This window comes from Microcoleus sp. F10-B2 (assembly GCF_036704965.1).
Lineage (GTDB): Bacteria > Cyanobacteriota > Cyanobacteriia > Cyanobacteriales > Microcoleaceae > Microcoleus.
Genome location: NZ_JAUBTB010000043.1, coordinates 43,722 through 63,272, shown reverse-complemented (window position 1 = coordinate 63,272; position 19,551 = coordinate 43,722). Strand labels below are relative to the sequence as shown.

Sequence of the window (19,551 nt, the reverse complement as noted above, 5' to 3'; positions counted from 1 at the left end):
GCACGTCTCTTCGGAAAAAGCAGGTAGAAAAATATGTATGTCGGCGTCAAGAGCCTAAAAAAAGATATCGAAGACGGAGTACATTTGGTGTTGGTTTAGATGGAGAAAAGTGGGTTAATTATCTCGAACAATATTCTGATGTGGTGGAACAGTTAATAAAGTTAACTCCAAATAAACGTCGCTTTTATCAACAAGGTATGCGGGCTGCAACCCTGATTCGGTCTATCTCCTAGGCCTCTTTGTCACCCCCCCAGTTTCCTCTGTCCTTTACAAAAAAGCACTACCCCGGGTTTTTTATTGAATCTACGGGCGGTAACGAAATATTTTCTCCAAAAACCGGGTTTCTGGAGCCTCATGCTCACGACTCAAAATTATCGATCGCCAAATGGCAGTTTTTCTGATGCAGCCGATCGCAAATTTGCACTTTCTCAACCGCCAAATATTGCTGAAATTCTGGTTTCTCTAGGCCGCTGCGCCACATTACCAGAGCATCTTCTCCGGTATCTTCGTAGTATCTTTTCCGCCGTCCTGCCTCTTTAAAACCAAATTTTTTGTACAGAGACACGGCGGCTAAATTAGATTCACGCACTTCTAAGGTTGCCCGTTCTAATTGTCTGTAGTGAGCCTTTTTTAGTAAAGCCCAAAGCAGAGCTTGTCCTAAACCCTGACCTTGAAAGCGAGGCAGAATTGCCAAAATTGTAATGTGAGCTTCTTCTAAAATTGCCCACAGGCAACCCAAACCGATGAGAGTAGGGGGAATCTGTAGGGGTGGTGCCCCCGTGCCCGCCAGGTTTTGAGCTGAGTTGCCGACCTCGGTTTCCGATGCCCACAAACCCAGTAAATCACTGTTAGGACTGTCTAACTCGCGTCTGTAGCCTTCGATCGTCCAAAGTCCGCCAAAACAGAGGCGATCGAGTTCGACTGCACTGTTGAGGTGTTCGGCGGCGAGATGTTTAATTTGTAGAAAACGCACGGCTGTAAATTGTACACTGGAAAACACAGTAGCGATTAGCTGTTTGTTGCTAGTTTTGAGTCATGACTCACAAGTCTCCAGACATTAGTCTACTGCCAACGACCAATGACTGCTGATTAATGACTGCCGACTGCTGACTGCTGATTGATGACTGCTGACTAATAACCTAGGATAGTTATTGCGCGATGGTATCAACTCAATCTTTCGGGGTGGAATCGGGACTTAAGTATCTGTCTGAGTCTCAACAAGCCCTGCAAACTCGATCGCCAAATCAAGAACTGTTACCGCTGACAGCCAGTGTTAACAGCAGCGATCGGTTGGAAATCGGAGGCTGCGAGGTGACAGCCTTGGTGGAGCAATTTGGCTCGCCGTTGTATATTTTAGACGAAGAAACGCTGCGGGCTGCTTGCACCCAGTACCGGGATGCTTTTAGGCGTTACTATCCGGGCGAATCTCAAGTGCTCTATGCTTCTAAAGCTTGGAGTTGTTTGGCAGTTTGCGCGATCGCAGCTTCCGAAGGTTTAGGCATAGATGTCGTATCCGCCGGAGAAATCCACACTGCACTGCAAGCCGGCGTCAGTCCCGACAAAATCTACTTTCACGGTAACAACAAGTCCCGCGAGGAACTGCAGCTAGCTGTCGAAAACGGCTGCATTACCGTAGCCGACAATTGGCGGGATTTAGAGACTCTAGCAGAGTTGGGAGCATCGGGTGTCAGCAGCCTCACAGGTGGGCAGACACGAGTTATGGTGCGGTTTACTCCTGGAATTGAGTGTCACACTCACGACTACATTAAAACTGGCCAAATCGACAGTAAATTTGGCTTCGATCCCAACTCGCTCGATCGAGTATTTACTTTCATCAGCCAACAGCCGTCCTTATTTTGCGTGGGAGTGCACGCTCACATCGGCTCTCAGATTTTTGAACTGCAACCCCATGACGATTTAGCCGATGTCATAGTTGAGGGATTGACAAAAGCACTTAGTTATGGTTTGCCTGCGACAGAAATTAATATTGGCGGAGGGTTGGGCATTCGCTATACTGAAGCGGACGATCCTCCCAGCATTGAAGATTGGGCTCGTACAATTTGCTCCGCAGTGGTAGCAGCTTGCGAGCGGCATCAATTGCCATTACCCAAATTGCTTTGCGAACCGGGTCGATCGCTCGTCGGTACAGCCTGCGTCACTGCTTATACCGTTGGCTCTCAAAAAGTCATTCCGGGAATGCGGACGTATTTAGCTGTAGATGGAGGGATGTCCGACAATCCGCGTCCTATTACCTATCAATCAGTTTATCGAGTCCTCGCAGCCGGTAAAATGTCTGCTCCCTTAACGGAAACAGTGACAATTGCTGGGAAACACTGCGAGTCAGGCGATGTTCTGATTAAAGATGCCAAATTGCCCGAGTGTCAGGCCGGAGATGTCCTCGCGGTTACGGCTACAGGGGCATACAATTACAGCATGGCTTCTAACTACAACCGAGTACCTCGACCGGCAGCGGTTTTAGTGAGAAATGGGGAAGTTAACACGATTATACAGCGGGAAACTTACCAGGATTTGCTGAGGCTTGACCGCCTTCCTGAACGGCTCGGAGTTCAAAAGTAAAAACTGAGAAGTTAAAAGTTAAAAGTTAAAAGAAAGACCATTGATGTTTACTCAGTGATTGCTGTTTGACTTTTAACTTTTGCCTTGTTCAGTGACGCGATTGGATTGACACTCCCCGGTCTAAAAACGCGGGGATTTTCAGCGTATTCCTTATAACAACTGTTCATGGTTCACGGGTTCGAGTGCATCACGGTTCGCGGTTCACAGGCGGTAGCGTTCGATGAACCATGAACAATCAACAATCTGGCTATGACATTGGCCTCGTTCAGTCCTTATTGATTCAAGGGCTCGATATTGGACTGGTTTTTGCGCTTGCGTATTTGGTGCTCGTCATTGTTGGGGAGCGCAGGACGCTGTGGATGGTAAGGGGATTTATCATTTTGATGCTGGCGGCGGCGGTGAGCAACTGGGCTGGATTGAAACTGTTGCACGTTGCCCTCAACAGCTTGGTGACGGGTTCGGCTGTGGCAATGGCGGTAATATTGCAGTCGGAGTTTCGCCGATTTCTGGAACAATTGGGTCGGGGGGAAATTATACAATTGTTTGGACGGGATCGCCGACCAACTCCCGAACCGGACAGCGTTATAGATGAAATTGTGGACGCAGTAAAAGAACTTTCGCAAAACCGCACGGGCGCTTTATTAATTGTAGAAACAGATTCTCCGATCGACGATCGGGATTTTTCAGTCCCGGGAGTGAAGCTAAATGCTGAAGTTTCTAAAGAATTGTTGCAGACTATCTTTCAGCCGCAAACATTGCTCCACGACGGAGCTGTTTTGATTCGAGGTTCGCGGATCGTGTCGGCAGGGGTAATTTTGCCTTTGTCCGACCGCAGCGCGTCGCGGCAGTTGGGAACCCGCCACCGGGCGGCGATGGGGATTACGGAACGGGTGCAAGCTTGCGTGTGCGTGGTGGTGTCGGAGGAAACGGGTTCTATTTCTCTGGCGCAGATGGGAACTTTAAATCGACCTTTGACTAGCAGCAAACTTAAGGAATTGCTGGAAGCAAAGCTGTTTCCGTCAGAGGGAGAAAGAGCTGTGGCTCCAATTCCGATCGGCAATCTCGGACGCCAGATAGGATTGAAGGGAGTGACACTGTTAAAGCGGATAATGCGCCGATCGGGTAATCGGGAGAAACCATGAGTCAAGGAATTTGCTTGGAAAAGTTGCCGGAGGATCTGCAACAAGAACTACTGCCTAAACACATAGCAGTGATTATGGACGGGAACGGGCGGTGGGCTAAGAATAAGGGATTGCCGCGGATTGCCGGGCACCGCCGAGGAGCTAGCACTCTCAAGGAACTGCTGCGCTGCTGCAAAGATTGGGGGATTCCAGCTTTAACGGCCTATGCTTTTTCGACGGAGAATTGGGGGCGGCCGACCGGGGAAGTGGATTTTTTGATGAGTTTGTTTGAGGGTAAGCTGCGGCAAGAATTGCGGGAGATGGTGGACGAGGACGTACAAATTCAATTTATGGGAAATTTGCAGGCTTTGCCGAAGTCTTTGCAGGCGGAAATCGAGCGTTCTGTGACGGCAACTCAGCACAATCAGGGGATTTTGTTTACGGTGGCGACGAATTACGGGGGGCGTCAGGAGATCGTGCAAGCTTGTCGGGCGATCGCCACTCAGGTGAAAGAGGGCAAGTTGCAGCCGGAGGAGATTGATGAGGTTTTATTTAAACGCTATTTGTATACTGCTGATGTTTGTGACCCGGATTTGCTGATCCGGACGAGCGGGGAAATGCGGTTGAGCAATTTTTTACTATGGCAAATGGCTTATTCGGAAATTTATATTACTGAGACGCTGTGGCCGGATTTCGATCGATCGGAGTTTCACCGCGCTTTGTCTACTTATCAGCAACGTAACCGCCGATTTGGCAAAGTTTAACGATTTTAGATGTGAGATTTGAGATTTTGGGTTAATTGTTCAGTTTCCAATTAGGTGTCGATTCTGACCTTAATTTCCCATCTAAAATCTAATACCACTTTCACTCATGTCTTGCTCAAGATAACTATTTTAGATTTTAGATTGGAGGACAACTCTAAAATTGAAAATCTTAAATCTAAAATCTAATAATTAGGGCCCAGAGAAAACAGCAGCTTCAATGTCCTGACGTGAGAGGGAGTATTTGAATGCTCGCTGAATGTCTTGGCCGTCGGCTCCGGCCTCGATGTAGCGGACAGTGAGTTGGTCGATATCGAGGGAGAGTTCTGCTTTCCATGTAAGTTGCTCGATCTGCCAGCAGTGGAGTTCTCGCCGGTCTTGCTGGCAGCCGCAGCTTTTGAGCCACTGCTCGATTTCGGGGAGTGGATGGTTGTACAAAGGAGTGTCAGCGGAAGGAAGAGTCATGGGATTTGAGATTTGAGATTTTAGATTGGGGATTTTAGGCTTGGGATTGGGGATTTGGGATTTGAGGGTTTAATTGCCACGAATTAAGCCGATCGCGATCGCCAGTACCAAACATCCGATTAAGCTAGCTCCCATGATCGACAGGGCGAACATTTCTCCGGGGGAAAGAGGTCGATCCGTGGGGTCTAGGTAAGCGGATTTGGAAGTTTTTTCGCCGGAACCCGAAACCGGAGTATTGAAGCCTGGGGGCGGCCCAATCACGTTCATCCGAGAATAGCCTATTTTGAGGTCGTAGGCGAGGCGGCGTTCTGGGTTGCTGAGGGTGGCGTAGGCGTTGTTGAGCTGCTGAAATTTGGCAGTAGCGACTGCGGGTGGCAGGTCGGTGGTATCGGGATGGTAGAGTTTGCTCAGTTCCCGGTACGATCGCCGAATTTCGATCGCTGAGGCTGAAGGATGCAGCCCTAACAAGCCGTAGTAGCTAGAACCCAAGGGGGTTTTGCCCGGTATTTTCTGACTTTTGCTTTTTGCAGTTCCCTCGTTAGGAGTCACCTCAGCGCCTCTAGGCTTGTTGTGAATAATTTTCGATCATTTTAGCCCAGAGTTGAGGGGAGCGCTACTGTCTGTTCGATCGAGGGGGTTTCGCGGGCGATCGGCTCAACGTACGATCGCGCGTCCATCGGTAGGTCGCTCTTTTTCCGTTATATCCCCGCAGGCTTTAAGTGCTGCGCTTAAGGAGGTATTCTATTTTTTCATGGAATCAGTCAACGTTTATTTTTTAAAGCCTCTCCTCTTTTCAAAGCAAAACTTTTAAGCTCTGCGGAAGTCAAAAAGATGCCAACGCAGAATGCTGTACAGATAAATCCACCCAATAAGGCTGTGTACCAGGGCAAATGACCTTTTCGACTCGTGAGTTGACTTGTAAATCATCATTAATGGCGATCCTAATGCGCCAAATAGCCCAAGATAGTATCCCAAGTCACCTATACGCCAAAGCAATCCCAAGAACCAACTTTGCTTGCGTAGTTTTTCATATTCAGGATAGTCTAATCACATCACAAATCCACTCCTTTTACCAATTCCTTTAAACTATGAATCGCCCGATTCCCTTCAAGATAGCTTCGCTTCACGCAAATTCCGTACATCCTCAAGGCTAAGCCCGGTAGTTTGGCTGATAGTTTCGTCATCTAGCCGTGAAAATAATTGTCGGGCGATCGCGATCGCCTTTTCTCGCATCCCTTGTTCTATGCCTTGTTCTATGCCTTGTTCTATGCCGTCCTGAACAGCTTTAATAATTGCTCCCTGTTGGTCGTAAATAAACTGTTCTCTTCTGTCCAAATCTTCCACTTCCTCTCGGCTCAAACTGGCTTGATTCGCAATATTAAAAGCTTCATGTATTTCTGGTATGCTATCCATTGTTTCTGGAACCGATGTCAGACTTCTCGCATTTTTCATAAAATAAATCCATTTGTCTGCTAAAGTTTCAAGTTCCTCCTGTCCTTTGGTAAACTTGGGCAACTCTACAAACACTAAATCCAGCTCGTTTTCGGGATAAGTCAAATTTGTCTTGACTTCTTTGAACACAAATCTGGAAATAAATTCGGGGCTGTTACGAAACATTTCAAAATCAGTAATTGTCAGAGCAATTACTGGCTTCAGCATTCGATATCCTTGGGCTGCTTCCAATTGAAAAGCGTAAGTTTTGGCTGCATTGTACAAAACTCGTTTTCCAAAAGACTGGACGTTGATCACTTGCATTTCAATAATTACTAAAGTGCCGTCGCTGAGTTTGGCTTTCACATCCAGATAACTATCTTTTAAGCCTTCTAGTTTGGGCGGCAGATTCGGGTTGATGATTTCTAAGTCTTGAATTGTGGGATTGCCTTCATAAATTAAGGCGTTGAGAAAGCTAATTAGAATCTCTTTGCTTTCTGAGGAACCGAATATTTTTTTGAAGGCGTAATCGGTTTTTGGGTTGATAAATATCATAGTTATAAATTTGCCCGTAGGGTAGGGTAGGAATTCAATCAGTACAGTAAATTATGCTCGTAGGAAGGGTTAAGAATCTCCCCGCAAATTTTGTACATCCTCAACGCTAAGCCCTGTAACTTGACCGATCGTGGCATTATCTAGCTGTGAAAGTAATTGTCTGGCTATCGCCAGCTTTTCTTCTCGCATTCCTTGTTCTCGTCCTTGTTCTATGCCTTGTTCTATGCCTTGTTCTATGCCGTCCTGAACAGCTTTAATAATTGCTCCCTGTTGGTCATAAATAAACTGTTCTCTTCTGTCCAAATCTTCCACTTCCTCTCGGCTCAAACTGGCTTGATTCGCAATATTAAAAGCTTCATGTATTTCTGGTATGCTATCCATTGTTTCTGGAACCGATGTCAGACTTCTCGCATTTTTCATAAAATAAATCCATTTGTCTGCTAAAGTTTCAAGTTCCTCCTGTCCTTTGGTAAACTTGGGCAACTCTACAAACACTAAATCCAGCTCGTTTTCGGGATAAGTCAAATTTGTCTTGACTTCTTTGAACACAAATCTGGAAATAAATTCGGGGCTGTTACGAAACATTTCAAAATCAGTAATTGTCAGAGCAATTACTGGCTTCAGCATTCGATATCCTTGGGCTGCTTCCAATTGAAAAGCGTAAGTTTTGGCTGCATTGTACAAAACTCGTTTTCCAAAAGACTGGACGTTGATCACTTGCATTTCAATAATTACTAAAGTGCCGTCGCTGAGTTTGGCTTTCACATCCAGATAACTATCTTTTAAGCCTTCTAGTTTGGGCGGCAGATTCGGGTTGATGATTTCTAAGTCTTGAATTGTGGGATTGCCTTCATAAATTAAGGCGTTGAGAAAGCTAATTAGAATCTCTTTGCTTTCTGAGGAACCGAATATTTTTTTGAAGGCGTAATCGGTTTTTGGGTTGATAAATATCATAGTTGTCAGATTTAGCTTTGAGGTTATTGGTTTTGTGACGAAGCAACGGGATATGAGCTGGGTCAAACTGCTGATTTTGTTTCAGGTAATGGTTTGACATTTTCCGGCAAATGTGCATTAGCGCTCGCGAGCACAGGCTCATCGTCCCTGTGTTCGTCATCAAGGGGAATTTGGCAAGAAATCAATTCTGTGACGATGCGATCGCCGAGAACATCTTCCCAATCTTGCAACTGTTCTCTGGCTTTGATCGGTGTATTGAGAGCCACGTCTACGCCCATTTGCTGAAGGTTGAGGCTGTGGGCTGTCGATCGGCGGTTGACACACTCCACCAGCCAAACGCTCAATCCGACTGCTGCCATCAAAGGCAAGACAATCCGGTAATCGCGGGTTAATTCAAACATCAATAGGATGGCTGTCAGCGGTGCTCTGGCGCTGCCGGCGAGGACGGCGGCCATTCCCACCATTGCGTAGGCGGCAGGGCCGGCGACTCGATCGCTCATTGCCGGCAGCATTTCCAAAAACAGGCCGTAAGCCGAACCCAGGGAAGCTCCCAAAAACATCGCCGGAGCGAATATACCGCCCACTAAACCGCTGCCGAGGCTGATTGCTGTCATCGCCAGTTTGACAAACAGCAGCTGCAGCAGCAAAGGCAAGGAAAATTTAACATCTTGGAGCATTGCTTGGATTGTTTCGTAGCCGACACCCAAAATTTGAGGAAATTGCAGGGCGACTAAGCCGACGCAGGCCCCGCCGATGATGGGCTGAAGCGGCCGGGGCAGTCGTCCGAGCCAAGCAAATCCTCGGATTTTGCCTTGAAAACAGCGATCTGCCAATTGAATTGCTTCTTTGTAGGCTAGGGAGACTCCGCTCGCCAAAAGTCCCAACCCCATGTACAGAGGAAGTTCTAGGGGGCTGCGGACATCGTAAACCGGCAAAGCAAACGCCGGCTGAGCTCCCAAGCAGATTTGAGCGATCAGCGCCGAAACTACGGCCGAGAGCAAGACAACGCTGACTGACGAAGTGGCGAAGGTGCTGCCGAGCACGACTTCTAAGGCAAAGAAGACTCCGGCGATGGGAGAGTTAAACCCAGCGGATAAACCTGCTGCTGCTCCCGCCCCGAGGAGCAAGCGCTGCCGTTCTGGCGAAAGCTGCAAGACTTGAGCCAGCAGCATTCCGAAGTTGGCACCGATTTCGACGCTGGGGGCTTCCGGGCCGAGGGAGGCACCGGTGCCGAGGGAAACTGAGGCTGCCATCATTTTGGTGATGGGCTTGAGAGGAGAGAGTTCTTGCAGGCCGCGGGTGGCTGCAATTAAGGAAGACATATTCGGGCCAAAGTCCCGAAACCGCCACCGCATCAGCCCGATGACGACTCCGCCGAGGGTGGGAATGCAGGCTAGCGTCCAAGAGCCTTTGGAGGCGATCGCCCCCATAAAGTCTTCCAGCATCAGGCTGTGGATCAAGTTGATGAGATAGTGAAAAGTGACCACGCCTGCGCCCGTAACTCCCCCGATGATTAGGGAGAGGATGAGCAGGAGGGTTTCAGGGCTCGGGTGCAGGCGGTTGAATAGCGGGCTTAGGCGGGAGGCTTGGGGAGTTGCTGCGGTTGGTCCGGGTGGCGGCAGATCCACAGGAGGGGTGACTCTCATTTAGCGGTTAATTCTTCTGTGAGAAGTTAGATAAATATTACATTTTATTTCTTTTTTTAATTTTGAGTGATTTTACGGGAATTGACAAGTTAATTAAGGCGTATTTTAGGGTAGATTTTTTGGGCCTGCGGCTGGGGTGGAATGACCAATTCAGAGAGTCAGCAGATTTGGCGTAATTGTATTCTGAGTTACATTCAAACTTAGATAGACTTTTGCGATAATGCTAATTAAGTATATTTACAGTGTTGGCGCTTAGGGCGATCGCATCAGTGAACTGTTAATATCATATAACTCAGTGAAAAACAACATTCAGATTAAATAATTGGAGATTTGAGATTTTACCTTAAAACCACAAATCTCAAATCTCAAATCTCAAATCTCAAATCTCCAATCTCCAATCGATCGCGCACAAGATCACATCGGTTGTTGACTGGGCGGGATTCTTGGTCTGGGTTTGGCGATCGGCATTAGCGGATCGCCGATGGTGGCGACTTTCCAGGGCGGGGATTCTAGCTGGCGTGCTGCGATTAAAAAGGGTGCCCCTCGCTTCAGGCGATCGACCATTAATTTAGGTGGAATAAATGCAGATAAAAGCGGTTCATTGACGCTGCCAATATATGCGTAAGCACCATTCTCTAGCCACCTTCCGGCAACGGTGTTTGTGTCATCTGGCGCTGCTGCTGACCAACTGTGGATCGTGTGGATTGCTGCGGGAAATTGGAGTTGTGGTATGTCCTCGACAGAAGCGTCGCCGTTGCCGACTTGAAATGATTTTGGATAGCCTTTGGAATTCATTAATATTAAGTCAAATGTCCACGGTTTTGAGGCTAAACTCCGCCACTTTTCCAAGCTAGATTCTGGTTGCTGCACTATTTCGACATTTAAACCTATGGTTTTTAGTCCGCTAGCTGCTGCCTCCATTTCATATTTTCCCCAATTTCCTTCCTTGGGGTAACTGTCATAAAGCATGGCTGTTTTGCTGTCTAGAAATATGGCACACATGGCTTGATAGATCGATCGTACTTCGGAGCCGTAAATCCAGCCGACAGCCGCCCAACGTTCGCCGTTCGGGTGCCGTCCCAAACCGTCGGTAACAGCTAATTGTTCGTCTTTGTTTTGAGGGGATTGATATTTTACGGCTAGTTGGCGTACAATGGTTATTGTGTCGATATTGTCTGCGAGTTGAGAGTAAAAATATCCGGTTGATTCGACGGCTTTTGTAACTGCTAGTTGCAGAGTTTTCCACTGTGTGTTATTGAGGGTATCGTTGGGTTTGCCGAAGTTGCCTTCAAGAAATACTAAAGGTTGGCCGTGAGCGGCTGCTAAGGCAACTGCTGCTGAGCGTGCGGGGTCGTTTTCTGATGTGATTACTACTCCTGGGGGTTCCCAGCCGAGTTGCGTCCATTTTGCTTTTAAGGTTTGAGTATCGGTGGCATTCCAGGCTGCTGCTGCGCTGTTGAGCATTAATTGTTGGAGTTTTTGATTTTTTGGCAGTTGCTGTTTGATGCTTGGCAAACGGACTATTTCTTCGGGTTGAAAGCGCTGCAAAAACATGGGCGCATATTTTTTATCTTCGATGAGAATAGGCCAGTTACCTTTGAGATTCCATTTTTGGATTGCTGCTAAGAATGTGGCTTCGTCGGGTACTAAAACTACGCGGTTGACTGTTGGTATGTTGTCGCGGAGGATGGCTGCTCGGAGGCCTGTTTGAATTGGCCAGGGTTCTTGTTTGGCTGAGGCGGGAAGTTGAAAGGGTTTTTTGAAAAGGCGATCGCATCCGACACCGATTATTGCTAAGCTTACAATAAGTGCGATCGTCAGGAATTTAAATTTTAACTGTTTTTTCATAGGGGAAGGGCAGGGAAGCCAAACACTGGATTATAAATATGAGCAATTCTCTAAATATTTTTAGGTGCTGCAAGCGGATTTTCCGAGAAATACAACAGAGAAAACTTGTAAGTGCGATCGAACTGACAACTTTTAGCATTATCGCCTTAACAGGTACAGGTTTGATAATTTTTGCAGCCAACATTTCCTCAGCTAAGCATCGAGTCCGACATTTGCTTGTAGCGAGAGAATGTCGGGACTGCAATCTCTCAGCCGCTAATTTGAGTGCTGTTTTTCTCGAAGGCGTTAATTTAGAAAATGCTAACCTTAAAGATGCCAATTTGTGGAGTGCCAATCTGGTAAATGCTAATTTGAAAAAAGCAAATTTGCGCGGAGTCTACCTGATTGGCACCAATTTAGTAGGGGCGAATTTGGAGGATAGCAATTTAGAAAATGCCTTTCTAGAGGATGCTTATTTGGGAGCTAATAACTTGAAAAATGCCAATTTAAAAGGTGCTTTCATGAAAGGGACTTTTCTGGTGAATGCTAACTTGGAGGGTGCGAATTTGGAGGGGGCGAATCTGTGGATGGCAAACCTGGAAGAGGCTAATTTAAAGGGTGCTAATTTGAGGAATGCTTTGCTGCTTAGTACCAATTTGGCAGGAGCGAATTTAAAGGGGGCGATTATGCCGGACGGTACCAGGCATGAATGATAGTCATTAGTCATTAGTCGTCTTGAATTCTGCTCTGCCTGGTCTAGACAATTGCAATTTACCCTTCTTCTCGTGCGTTAGTCTTAATTGTCTAGTTTAAATACTCAACTTTCTGAATCTCAGAGCTAAACATTTTCCATTTTCCATTATATTTGTTGAATTGATGCCTTAACACCATTCTATTATTTCTGAACTGCGGACCTCTAATTTTTGTTGTCGTTTGATCTACTGTAACTATCGCTGTATTGCCTGAAATGGTTGCCGCATCAAATTTATTCATTACATAATTTAAATCGTAGATAGAAAAAATTTGTGCAATCGCATTTTTTGTTAGTTCAAATCCTGGAGACTTTGGGTCTATTGTGGCCATATAAGCTTCTATATTTTCTTCATTCAAAGCTTTCAGATTTAATATGACAACTGATTTAATTGCTGCTTTTTCACTGTTGACATCAGCTACGACTAAATTTGGTTTTTGTTTTCTAGGTGAGGTAGTGGTCTGAGAGTCGGTAAAGTGAAAGAGATTTTTATGTATTTGAGAAGGTTTTGTGTTGGTAGCGTAACTGCTGAGCAATAATGATAAAGCTGTGAAGGCGAATGCTGTTTTTAACAGTTTGATATTTAAACGTAGCATGGCTGTTAAAATTCATAATTAATTGCGCCATTTCTAGCATAAATCACAATTCATGTCAATCTGTTAACTTCGCTCGGTTTTTTTAATGGGCGAGCGAGATTTTAATAGATTCCGGGAATTAGTTTTTTGACTCGCTGGCGATAATCTAAATAGTCGGGATATTTCTCTAGTAGCCAGGTTTCTTCGCGGTTGGCTTTAATGTCGAAAAATATTAGTAAAATTGCAGTGGCTATTAAGTGGGATATGCTCATTTGAAAAATTGTCCAGCCGAGGGCGGCTAAAATTAAGCCGCTGTATAATGGATGCCGCACTATTCCGTAAATGCCTGTTTGGACTAATTCTCCGTTTTCTATGGGATAGGGTAAAGGTGTGAGGTTTTTTCCTAAGTCTATCAATCCTTTGATGATGAAAATTAATGCGGTTAAGCCGAGAATTGTTGCTAAAATCCAGGTAATAGCAAGTAATTGAGTTGATTGCATTTTTAATCCTGGCAGTTGATAAACTGGTAAGATTACAAATGCTGCGAGCAATGCTCCTTGAAGCAAAACTAAATATTCGCCGCGGCTGTTGTTGCGCCAGCCTTCGCGCGTGAAACCCCAGTCAGTTAAGATTTTCATAGTAAGACGAAGAAGGAAGAAGGAAGAAGGAAGAAGGAAGAAGGAAGAAGGAAGAAGGAAGAGGGGAGAGGGGAGAGGGGAGAGGGGAGAGGGGAGAGGGGAGAAGGAAGAGGGGAGAGGAAAGTGAACTGTAGGTTGGGTAGAGTGAAGTAAAACCCAACCTACGGGAACAGCGAACAGCGAACAGCGAACAGCGAACAGTCAACAGTCAAAAATTAACAAATTTATTCTCGCCAGGGACGAGTCATTAGTTCTAGTTGGTTGACTTCATCTTGGCTCAAATTCCAACCTAAAGCGCCTGCATTTTCTTGGGCTTGTTTTGCGGTTTTGGCGCCGGGAATGGGGATGACTCCGTTTTGGCATATCAACCAGTTTAGGGCAACTTGGCCGGGCGTGCGATCGCGCTTTTTGCCCATTTTCCGCAGCGTGGACATGACTAATTCGATTTTTTCGATGCCGCTTTTGCTGAAGCGGGAGTCCATTTTGCGGGCTCCTGTAGGTTGTAGTTGGGCTGTGTATTTGTCGGTGAGCAATCCTTGGGCTAAGGGGCTGTAAGCTAAAATTGTGACTCCCAATTCGCGGGCTGCACTCACAATTCCTTGTTTTTCTACTTGCCGCGACAGCAAGGAGTACCGGACTTGATTTGTTGCTAGGGGAACGCCTTTTGCTGCTAGTATTTTGTGGGCTTGGCGCATCTGTTCTACTGAATAGTTGCTGACTCCTACTGCTTGAATTCTGCCTTGTTTTACTTCGTCGGCTAAGGCGTTCATCAGGGTTTCTTGACTGAGTAAAAAACTGAAGGGCCAGTGTACTTGGTAGAGGGTTATTTGTTCTACTTGCAAGCGTTTTAAGCTGGCACTCAAAGCGTCGGAAACTGATTTTCCTGTAATCCGCCAAGGTACGGGGCCGAATTTGGTGGCTATTTGCACGGGTTGGCTGGTTTTTTTGATAAACTGTCCCAGCAATTCTTCTGACAAGCCGTTACCGTAGACTTCGGCTGTGTCGAAAAAGTTGACTCCGCTGTCTAGGGATGTTTTGAATGCTGCTTCGACTTCGGCGGCGCCGTAGTTGCTGCCGTAGTTCCAAAATAGTTTGTCGCCCCAAGCCCAAGTTCCGACGCACAGGGGAATGACGGCTGGGCCATTTTTTCCTAGGGTAATGGTTGTCACGGTTGGTAAATCCACAATTCTTTATTGTCTATTATTTTTCTATAAATAGTCGCAATCGAGCTTCTAGCCTGGGGAGGAATGGCGGCGGGTTGCGATATCTCAGTTACTATAAATGCAAATGATGTGTTTATGTGAATAGTTATGTCGATCGACCGTTTGCCAGATTCAAGATTAACAGATTCCGCGACTGCTGCCATCAAGAGAGTTAACCTGCTGACTATGTTCCGGTTGGGTTTGTTTCAAATGGGATTGGGCATGATGTCGATTTTGACGCTGGGGGTGCTCAATCGCGTCATGATTAAGGAGTTGGCGATTCCGGCTACTGTGGTGGCTGGTACGCTGGCGATGCACCAGTTTGTCGCCCCGGCGAGGGTGTGGTTCGGGCAAATGTCTGATGCAAAGCCTTTGTTTGGCCATCACCGCACGGGTTATGTGTGGGTAGGAAGCGTTTTGTTTGTGATTTCTGCTTTTTTGGCGGTGCAGGTGATGTGGGGCTTGGGCGGCAGTTTGGAGGCTGTGGGGTGGACGACTCCTACTTACGGTTGGGTGGGTTTGTTGGGTTTGATTTTTGCGCTTTACGGTATTGCTATTTGTTCGAGTTCGACTCCTTTTGCTGCTTTGTTGGTGGATGTTTCGGATGAGGAAGACCGATCGAAGTTGGTGGGTGTGGTGTGGTCGATGCTGATGGTTGGTATTATTATCGGGGCGATTGTTAGCAGCGGTTTGCTGAAGCAAATTGATGGGGATGTGTCGCGGGAAGTGTTGCAGGCTTCGATTAACGGTTTGTTTGTGAAGGTGCCGGCGCTTGTTTTATTTTTGGTGGGGATTGCGACTTTTGGGGTTGAGAAAAAGTATTCCCGGTACGGGGTGCGATCGAGCGCAGTGAATCGAGAAGATAAAATTACTCTGGGAAGTGCGCTGCGGATTTTGACTGCTAGCCGTCAAACCGGTTTATTTTTTACTTTCCTGCTGATTATGACAATTTGCTTGTTTATGCAGGATGCAGTTTTGGAACCTTACGGCGGGGAAATTTTTAAGATGCCGATTTCGGAAACTACTCGGTTGAATGCTATTTACGGTACTGGTACTCTGATCGGTTTGAGTACCACTGGTTTTTTTATTGTACCGCGCATCGGCAAGCAAAATACGATTAGGTTGGGCTGTTTGTCGGTGGCGGCTTGTTTTGGTTTGATTATTTTATCGGGATTCACAGGAAATCCAATTGTGTTTAAGTCGGCTTTAATGTTGTTTGGTTTAGCTTCGGGTATTACGACGACTGGTGCGCTGAGTTTGATGTTGGATTTGACTGCTGCAGAAACTGCGGGGACTTTTATTGGCGCTTGGGGTTTGTCGCAGGCGATGGCGCGGGGTGTGGCGACGGTTAGCGGCGGTGCTATTTTAGATTTTGGCAGGAGTTTGTTTGGAGTGCCGATGTTGGCTTACGGGTTGGTGTTTGCTGTGCCGGCGGTGGGTATGATTCTGGCTGTTTGGCTGTTGGGTAGGGTGGATGTTCGGGAGTTTCAGGATAATGCTAAAAGTGCGATCGCCACTATTCTTGAAAATGAATTAGACTAAGGTTTGTAGTCAGGACGGAAGTCCTCATTCTCTTGTTAATAAAGGACTGAAGTCCTTAATACAAAAAAACTGCTAATGAAAGATTTTTGGGATTCTATTTTAAGTTTTGCAGGGGTTACTGTCGAGAGAGTCGGACAGCAGTTGTTGCAAGATTTCGGTTCCGTGCAAGCGGATGAGAAGGATGACGGGAGTTTGGTGACGAAATCCGATAATTGGGCTGATGCGGACATTAGAAGTGCGATCGCATCTGCTTTTCCCAGTCACGGGATTTTAAGTGAGGAGGGCGAACACGTTTTCCCCGATACTGAATGGTGTTGGGTTGTCGATCCTCTCGATGCTACGACTAATTTTGCTCGGGGAATTCCGATTTGGGGTATTTCTTTGGGTTTGTTGTATCGCGGAACTCCGGTTTTTGGCTGCGTGCATTTGCCGCCAATTAATCAGTCTTTTCACGGTTTTTATGCACCTGATTTTGCGGGCGGCGTGTTTGACAATATGCCTCAAGGTGCGTTTTTAAACGGGCAAAAAATTCGGCCGACTGCTGATAAAATGAGCGGCAATCATTTTTTTAATTTGTGTTCGCGGAGTGTGGGAATCGGGCCTCATCTTCCGAGTAAAGTTCGGATGTTGGGTATGGCTAGTTACAATTTTTTGACTGTGGCTTCGGGTGCTGTTTTGGGAGGGGTGGAAGCGACTCCGAAAATTTGGGATATTGCGGGGAGTTGGGTAATTGTGAAGGCTGCTGGTGCGGTTTGGTTGCCGCTGGAATCCCCGGCTATTTTTCCGCTGGAAGTGGGGAAGAATTACAGCAGGGTTTCTTATCCGACTTTGGTGATGAACCGGCAGGAGTTGGTGTCGGTGTTTTTGCCGTTTGTGGAGGCTTGGAAGAAGAAAAAAATGGGGTAATTTGCGATCGCACCTGAATTTGTTTTAAACCAAAATGCTCATGCAACTTTTGATAGTTGCATGATTGGAGGCGATCGCAAATTTGTATGATATTTACGCTAGACTCGGGATCTAGCTAATCGCTTCACGCGCTTAATTTTACTAAAATTCCAGCCAGCTTAGCACCGAGATGCTCTACAGCCTCTTGTTGCTTGGCATCTTTCAGTGTGCCGTCAGGATTAAATGCCTCAAAGGCTTTGGAAATCGCTTTTTGATCGGGAATCACCATCACGTTAATATTCTCCAAAAGCGATCGCAAATTAGCCAACCCCCGCATACCTCCCAAACCTCCGGGAGAAGCGCTCATAATTGCTGCTACTTTACCGTTGAAAGCTACCAGCCCCGGTTCCCCAGGCTGCGGGCGAGAGGCCCAGTCGATCGCATTTTTCAAAACTGCGGTAATTGAACTGTTGTATTCCGGGGAAGCTATCAAAAGTCCCTGATGCGCTATCATCAATTCCTTGAATTTCCGAGCATTTTCTGGAATTCCTTCATTTGCTTCCAAATCTTCGTCGAACAGCGGCATGGGCAAATCTCGCAAATCTACATAGGTTACTTCAGTCCCGGCTAATCTAGCGCCTGTCGCAGCTATTTTTACCAGCATTTTGTTGTAGGATGCTTGGCGGGTACTTCCGGCAAATGCGAGAATTTTTGGTGTGTTACTCACGGGTAGTTATTGATAGTTGAGTAAGGTGCTCTAGACATTTTCTGCGCTTAGTTTAACATTCCAAGCGAGCGCTGTCTCCCTTCCTCGGATATATCAGTTAAACAAATTAATTTTTACAAATAATTATGAACGGTCAATTAAATGATTTGGTTGACTGAAACACTTATCAAAATAATTCTTAATAAACCGTCTCAGGTTTTTGATAAAAAGACCCGGCAGGCGTGACGGAGGAGTATCCCGCGCCTGCCGTGCGGTTTGTTGCAAATATAACCGACCGATGACCGATGACTCAAGTATGTCAGCTCTCATCTATTTCTGGTAATCTGCGATCGGGTGGTTTTCTTTTAAGTCGATCGGGTGATGCGGTTTTCGTACAATTTGTGGTAATTTCCCGACTAGCTATTGATGGTTAGTTAACAAAACTTACGCACGGTCTACCAGAAACCCGGTTTATTAGTAAATATCTAGCGGTAAAACTTCATATTTTGGCGATCGACCGGGTTTCTTACCCTGCGCGCGACAGTCATGTTGTTAATTTTTTCTCCCCTATTCTGAATGCTTCCAGATATAATCGGCAATCGGTTTATCTGCCGACAAAGGAGTATCTGTAACTGAACTCAATAAGATCGATCGCATTTTTACATTCCCGACTCCCAAACGCCTCTCGACGCGACTGGGAATGCCGTAACCGTAAATAATGTGTCCTTTCCCCGCCAACACGACAACTTGATAGTCGGGGTTTGCTTTGACAAATTCAGCTATTTTTTCCGCCATAGTTTCGTCCCACAAAACTTGGGCTTGCAAGAATCTTTCAAAAGCCGTACTATTGCCCTGTTCTGCCTTTTGGTGTTGCTGGTAAACTTCTAGCAGCAGTTGCCGATATTCGGCGTTGTCGGTGCGAATTTCCGATATTGGGGGAATGTGCTTTTTTTCCTCTGCTGTGAGGCTTTCTAAACCTTGACTGGCAACTTTTCTCGTTACTTCGGAGGGTGTATTTAAGGCGAGGACTGGTAGTTGATTTTCTTTGGCAAACCGCAAAATGGGGGCGTAATATTCCCAGGGAAAACGCCACCTGCGATCGTACTCTGTTTGCTCGATTAATTGCTGTTCAGTCAGTTTACCTGCTAAGTAGTTGTCGATCGCGCTTTGAAAGGGACGCTGAAACATTTCCATCGCGATCGCAATTTTTCGATTTTGCCGCTGCATTTCTCGGATAATCGCCAGTTGAGCTTGGTGGTCTTCCGCGCTATCGTGGGTTTCTCCCAGATACACGACTTTTGCCTTTGCCAACTGTTGCAGAATCTCTTGGTTAGTGTAAGTTTGCACAGGTTGAGGGTTCGCCGTCGTTGAAGCAGCCGCTGCTATGCTGCACAGCATCAAGATGCCGATCGATAAGGCGCACAGTTTGATGAGTTTGGTTGTTTTCATACAAACATTATGCCTGTTTGTCGCAACAGCAAGCACAGCCGAACTCTACTGTTTTGCCTGAGCAGCTAGAAAGCTGGATGCTTGATTTAACTTCATAATTATCCGCCCTTACTTCTCAAAATGTAAAGTTTAGTTGCAGGTACTTGTGCTTCTAGAAGAAGGTGCTAAATTAATAATATGAAGCGAACAAAAAGCTTCTCTGACAGATACCACATCCAAATCCCACAGCGAAGTTCACAATAAAATCTAAGGAGTAAAACGCTGTTTAATCTCAAATCTGTCTCATTAAAAAGCAATAACAGCACCCACCAACAAAGCTGATACTTCCTCAACTAATTAGAGGGGAGCAATGCAAGTGAATCTCAGGATCTATTGCAACTCCGCATCGAAGTTGAAAAAAGAGGAAATCACTCGGTACATATGGCTGGGTGCTGTTGTTGTTAAAAGAGATTTTCGGTTTGTGATG

18 protein-coding genes and 1 pseudogene are annotated in these 19,551 nt (G+C 46.3%); 7 read left to right on the top strand and 12 right to left on the bottom strand.

The genetic code is table 11. From position 1 onward, the window contains the following. Positions 1-233: pseudogene (locus QUA99_RS17990) on the top strand (IS4 family transposase); the annotation flags it as partial. A 125-nt stretch (positions 234-358) separates the two neighbouring features. Here QUA99_RS17990 and rimI read toward each other — a convergent pair. After that, positions 359-1,000, bottom strand: coding sequence for a ribosomal protein S18-alanine N-acetyltransferase (gene rimI, locus QUA99_RS17985; protein WP_333239370.1), 642 nt, complete (start codon positions 998-1,000; stop codon positions 359-361). A gap of 158 nt (positions 1,001-1,158) precedes the next feature. Between rimI and lysA the strand changes: the two genes are divergently transcribed. The 3 genes from lysA (at position 1,159) to QUA99_RS17970 (ending at position 4,462) form a co-directional block, all read left to right on the top strand. Next, positions 1,159-2,577 (top strand): diaminopimelate decarboxylase, encoded by a 1,419-nt coding sequence (gene lysA / locus QUA99_RS17980; RefSeq protein ID WP_333239368.1) that lies wholly within the window; start codon positions 1,159-1,161, stop codon positions 2,575-2,577. Positions 2,578-2,804: 227 nt separating this feature from the next. Continuing rightward, on the top strand, positions 2,805-3,719 hold the full coding sequence (cdaA, locus tag QUA99_RS17975; protein ID WP_333239366.1) for a diadenylate cyclase CdaA: 915 nt from the start codon (positions 2,805-2,807) through the stop codon (positions 3,717-3,719). Then, on the top strand, positions 3,716-4,462 hold the full coding sequence (locus QUA99_RS17970; RefSeq protein ID WP_333239364.1) for an isoprenyl transferase: 747 nt from the start codon (positions 3,716-3,718) through the stop codon (positions 4,460-4,462). Before cdaA ends, QUA99_RS17970 begins: the two co-directional genes overlap by 4 nt. 189 nt (positions 4,463-4,651) lie before the next feature. Here QUA99_RS17970 and QUA99_RS17965 read toward each other — a convergent pair whose 3' ends face one another. The 6 genes from QUA99_RS17965 to QUA99_RS17940 all read right to left on the bottom strand — a co-directional run bounded on the left by QUA99_RS17965 (position 4,652) and on the right by QUA99_RS17940 (position 11,358). Beyond that, a complete protein-coding gene (locus QUA99_RS17965; protein ID WP_333239362.1) occupies positions 4,652-4,924 on the bottom strand; it encodes a DUF3143 domain-containing protein in 273 nt (90 codons plus the stop codon). A gap of 69 nt (positions 4,925-4,993) precedes the next feature. Continuing rightward, a complete protein-coding gene (locus tag QUA99_RS17960) occupies positions 4,994-5,473 on the bottom strand; it encodes a J domain-containing protein (protein WP_333239360.1) in 480 nt (159 codons plus the stop codon). A gap of 558 nt (positions 5,474-6,031) precedes the next feature. Then, the gene (locus QUA99_RS17955; RefSeq protein WP_333343458.1) at positions 6,032-6,910 is read right to left on the bottom strand and encodes an Rpn family recombination-promoting nuclease/putative transposase; all 879 of its coding nucleotides are present in this window, start codon (positions 6,908-6,910) and stop codon (positions 6,032-6,034) included. A 69-nt stretch (positions 6,911-6,979) separates the two neighbouring features. Continuing rightward, a complete protein-coding gene (locus QUA99_RS17950; RefSeq protein WP_333343456.1) occupies positions 6,980-7,864 on the bottom strand; it encodes an Rpn family recombination-promoting nuclease/putative transposase in 885 nt (294 codons plus the stop codon). A 62-nt stretch (positions 7,865-7,926) separates the two neighbouring features. After that, positions 7,927-9,510, bottom strand: coding sequence for a chloride channel protein (locus QUA99_RS17945; protein ID WP_333239354.1), 1,584 nt, complete (start codon positions 9,508-9,510; stop codon positions 7,927-7,929). 414 nt (positions 9,511-9,924) lie between these two features. Continuing rightward, complete coding sequence (locus QUA99_RS17940) at positions 9,925-11,358, bottom strand: hypothetical protein (RefSeq protein WP_333239352.1); 1,434 nt, start codon at positions 11,356-11,358, stop codon at positions 9,925-9,927. 38 nt (positions 11,359-11,396) lie between these two features. On the opposite strand from QUA99_RS17940, the gene QUA99_RS17935 reads away from it, so the two are divergent. Further along, on the top strand, positions 11,397-12,050 hold the full coding sequence (locus tag QUA99_RS17935) for a pentapeptide repeat-containing protein (RefSeq protein WP_333239350.1): 654 nt from the start codon (positions 11,397-11,399) through the stop codon (positions 12,048-12,050). A gap of 91 nt (positions 12,051-12,141) precedes the next feature. On the opposite strand, the gene QUA99_RS17930 is transcribed toward QUA99_RS17935, so the two are convergent. From QUA99_RS17930 to QUA99_RS17920, 3 genes are all read right to left on the bottom strand, one after another. After that, on the bottom strand, positions 12,142-12,684 hold the full coding sequence (locus tag QUA99_RS17930) for a hypothetical protein (protein WP_333239348.1): 543 nt from the start codon (positions 12,682-12,684) through the stop codon (positions 12,142-12,144). Positions 12,685-12,785: 101 nt separating this feature from the next. Further along, positions 12,786-13,301, bottom strand: coding sequence for an isoprenylcysteine carboxylmethyltransferase family protein (locus tag QUA99_RS17925; RefSeq protein ID WP_333239346.1), 516 nt, complete (start codon positions 13,299-13,301; stop codon positions 12,786-12,788). A 224-nt stretch (positions 13,302-13,525) separates the two neighbouring features. Next, the gene (locus tag QUA99_RS17920; RefSeq protein WP_333239375.1) at positions 13,526-14,470 is read right to left on the bottom strand and encodes an aldo/keto reductase; all 945 of its coding nucleotides are present in this window, start codon (positions 14,468-14,470) and stop codon (positions 13,526-13,528) included. A gap of 141 nt (positions 14,471-14,611) precedes the next feature. On the opposite strand from QUA99_RS17920, the gene QUA99_RS17915 reads away from it, so the two are divergent. Then, entirely contained in the window at positions 14,612-16,045 is a 1,434-nt protein-coding gene (locus QUA99_RS17915; protein ID WP_333239344.1) for a BCD family MFS transporter, read from the top strand. A gap of 75 nt (positions 16,046-16,120) precedes the next feature. Further along, the gene (locus QUA99_RS17910) at positions 16,121-16,951 is read left to right on the top strand and encodes an inositol monophosphatase family protein (RefSeq protein WP_333239342.1); all 831 of its coding nucleotides are present in this window, start codon (positions 16,121-16,123) and stop codon (positions 16,949-16,951) included. 124 nt (positions 16,952-17,075) lie between these two features. Here the strand turns inward: QUA99_RS17910 and QUA99_RS17905 are convergent, their stop codons facing one another. Next, positions 17,076-17,657 (bottom strand): NAD(P)H-dependent oxidoreductase, encoded by a 582-nt coding sequence (locus QUA99_RS17905; RefSeq protein WP_333239340.1) that lies wholly within the window; start codon positions 17,655-17,657, stop codon positions 17,076-17,078. Between the two features lie 546 nt (positions 17,658-18,203). Continuing rightward, positions 18,204-19,085, bottom strand: coding sequence for a ChaN family lipoprotein (locus QUA99_RS17900; RefSeq protein ID WP_333239338.1), 882 nt, complete (start codon positions 19,083-19,085; stop codon positions 18,204-18,206). Positions 19,086-19,551 lie beyond the last annotated feature (466 nt).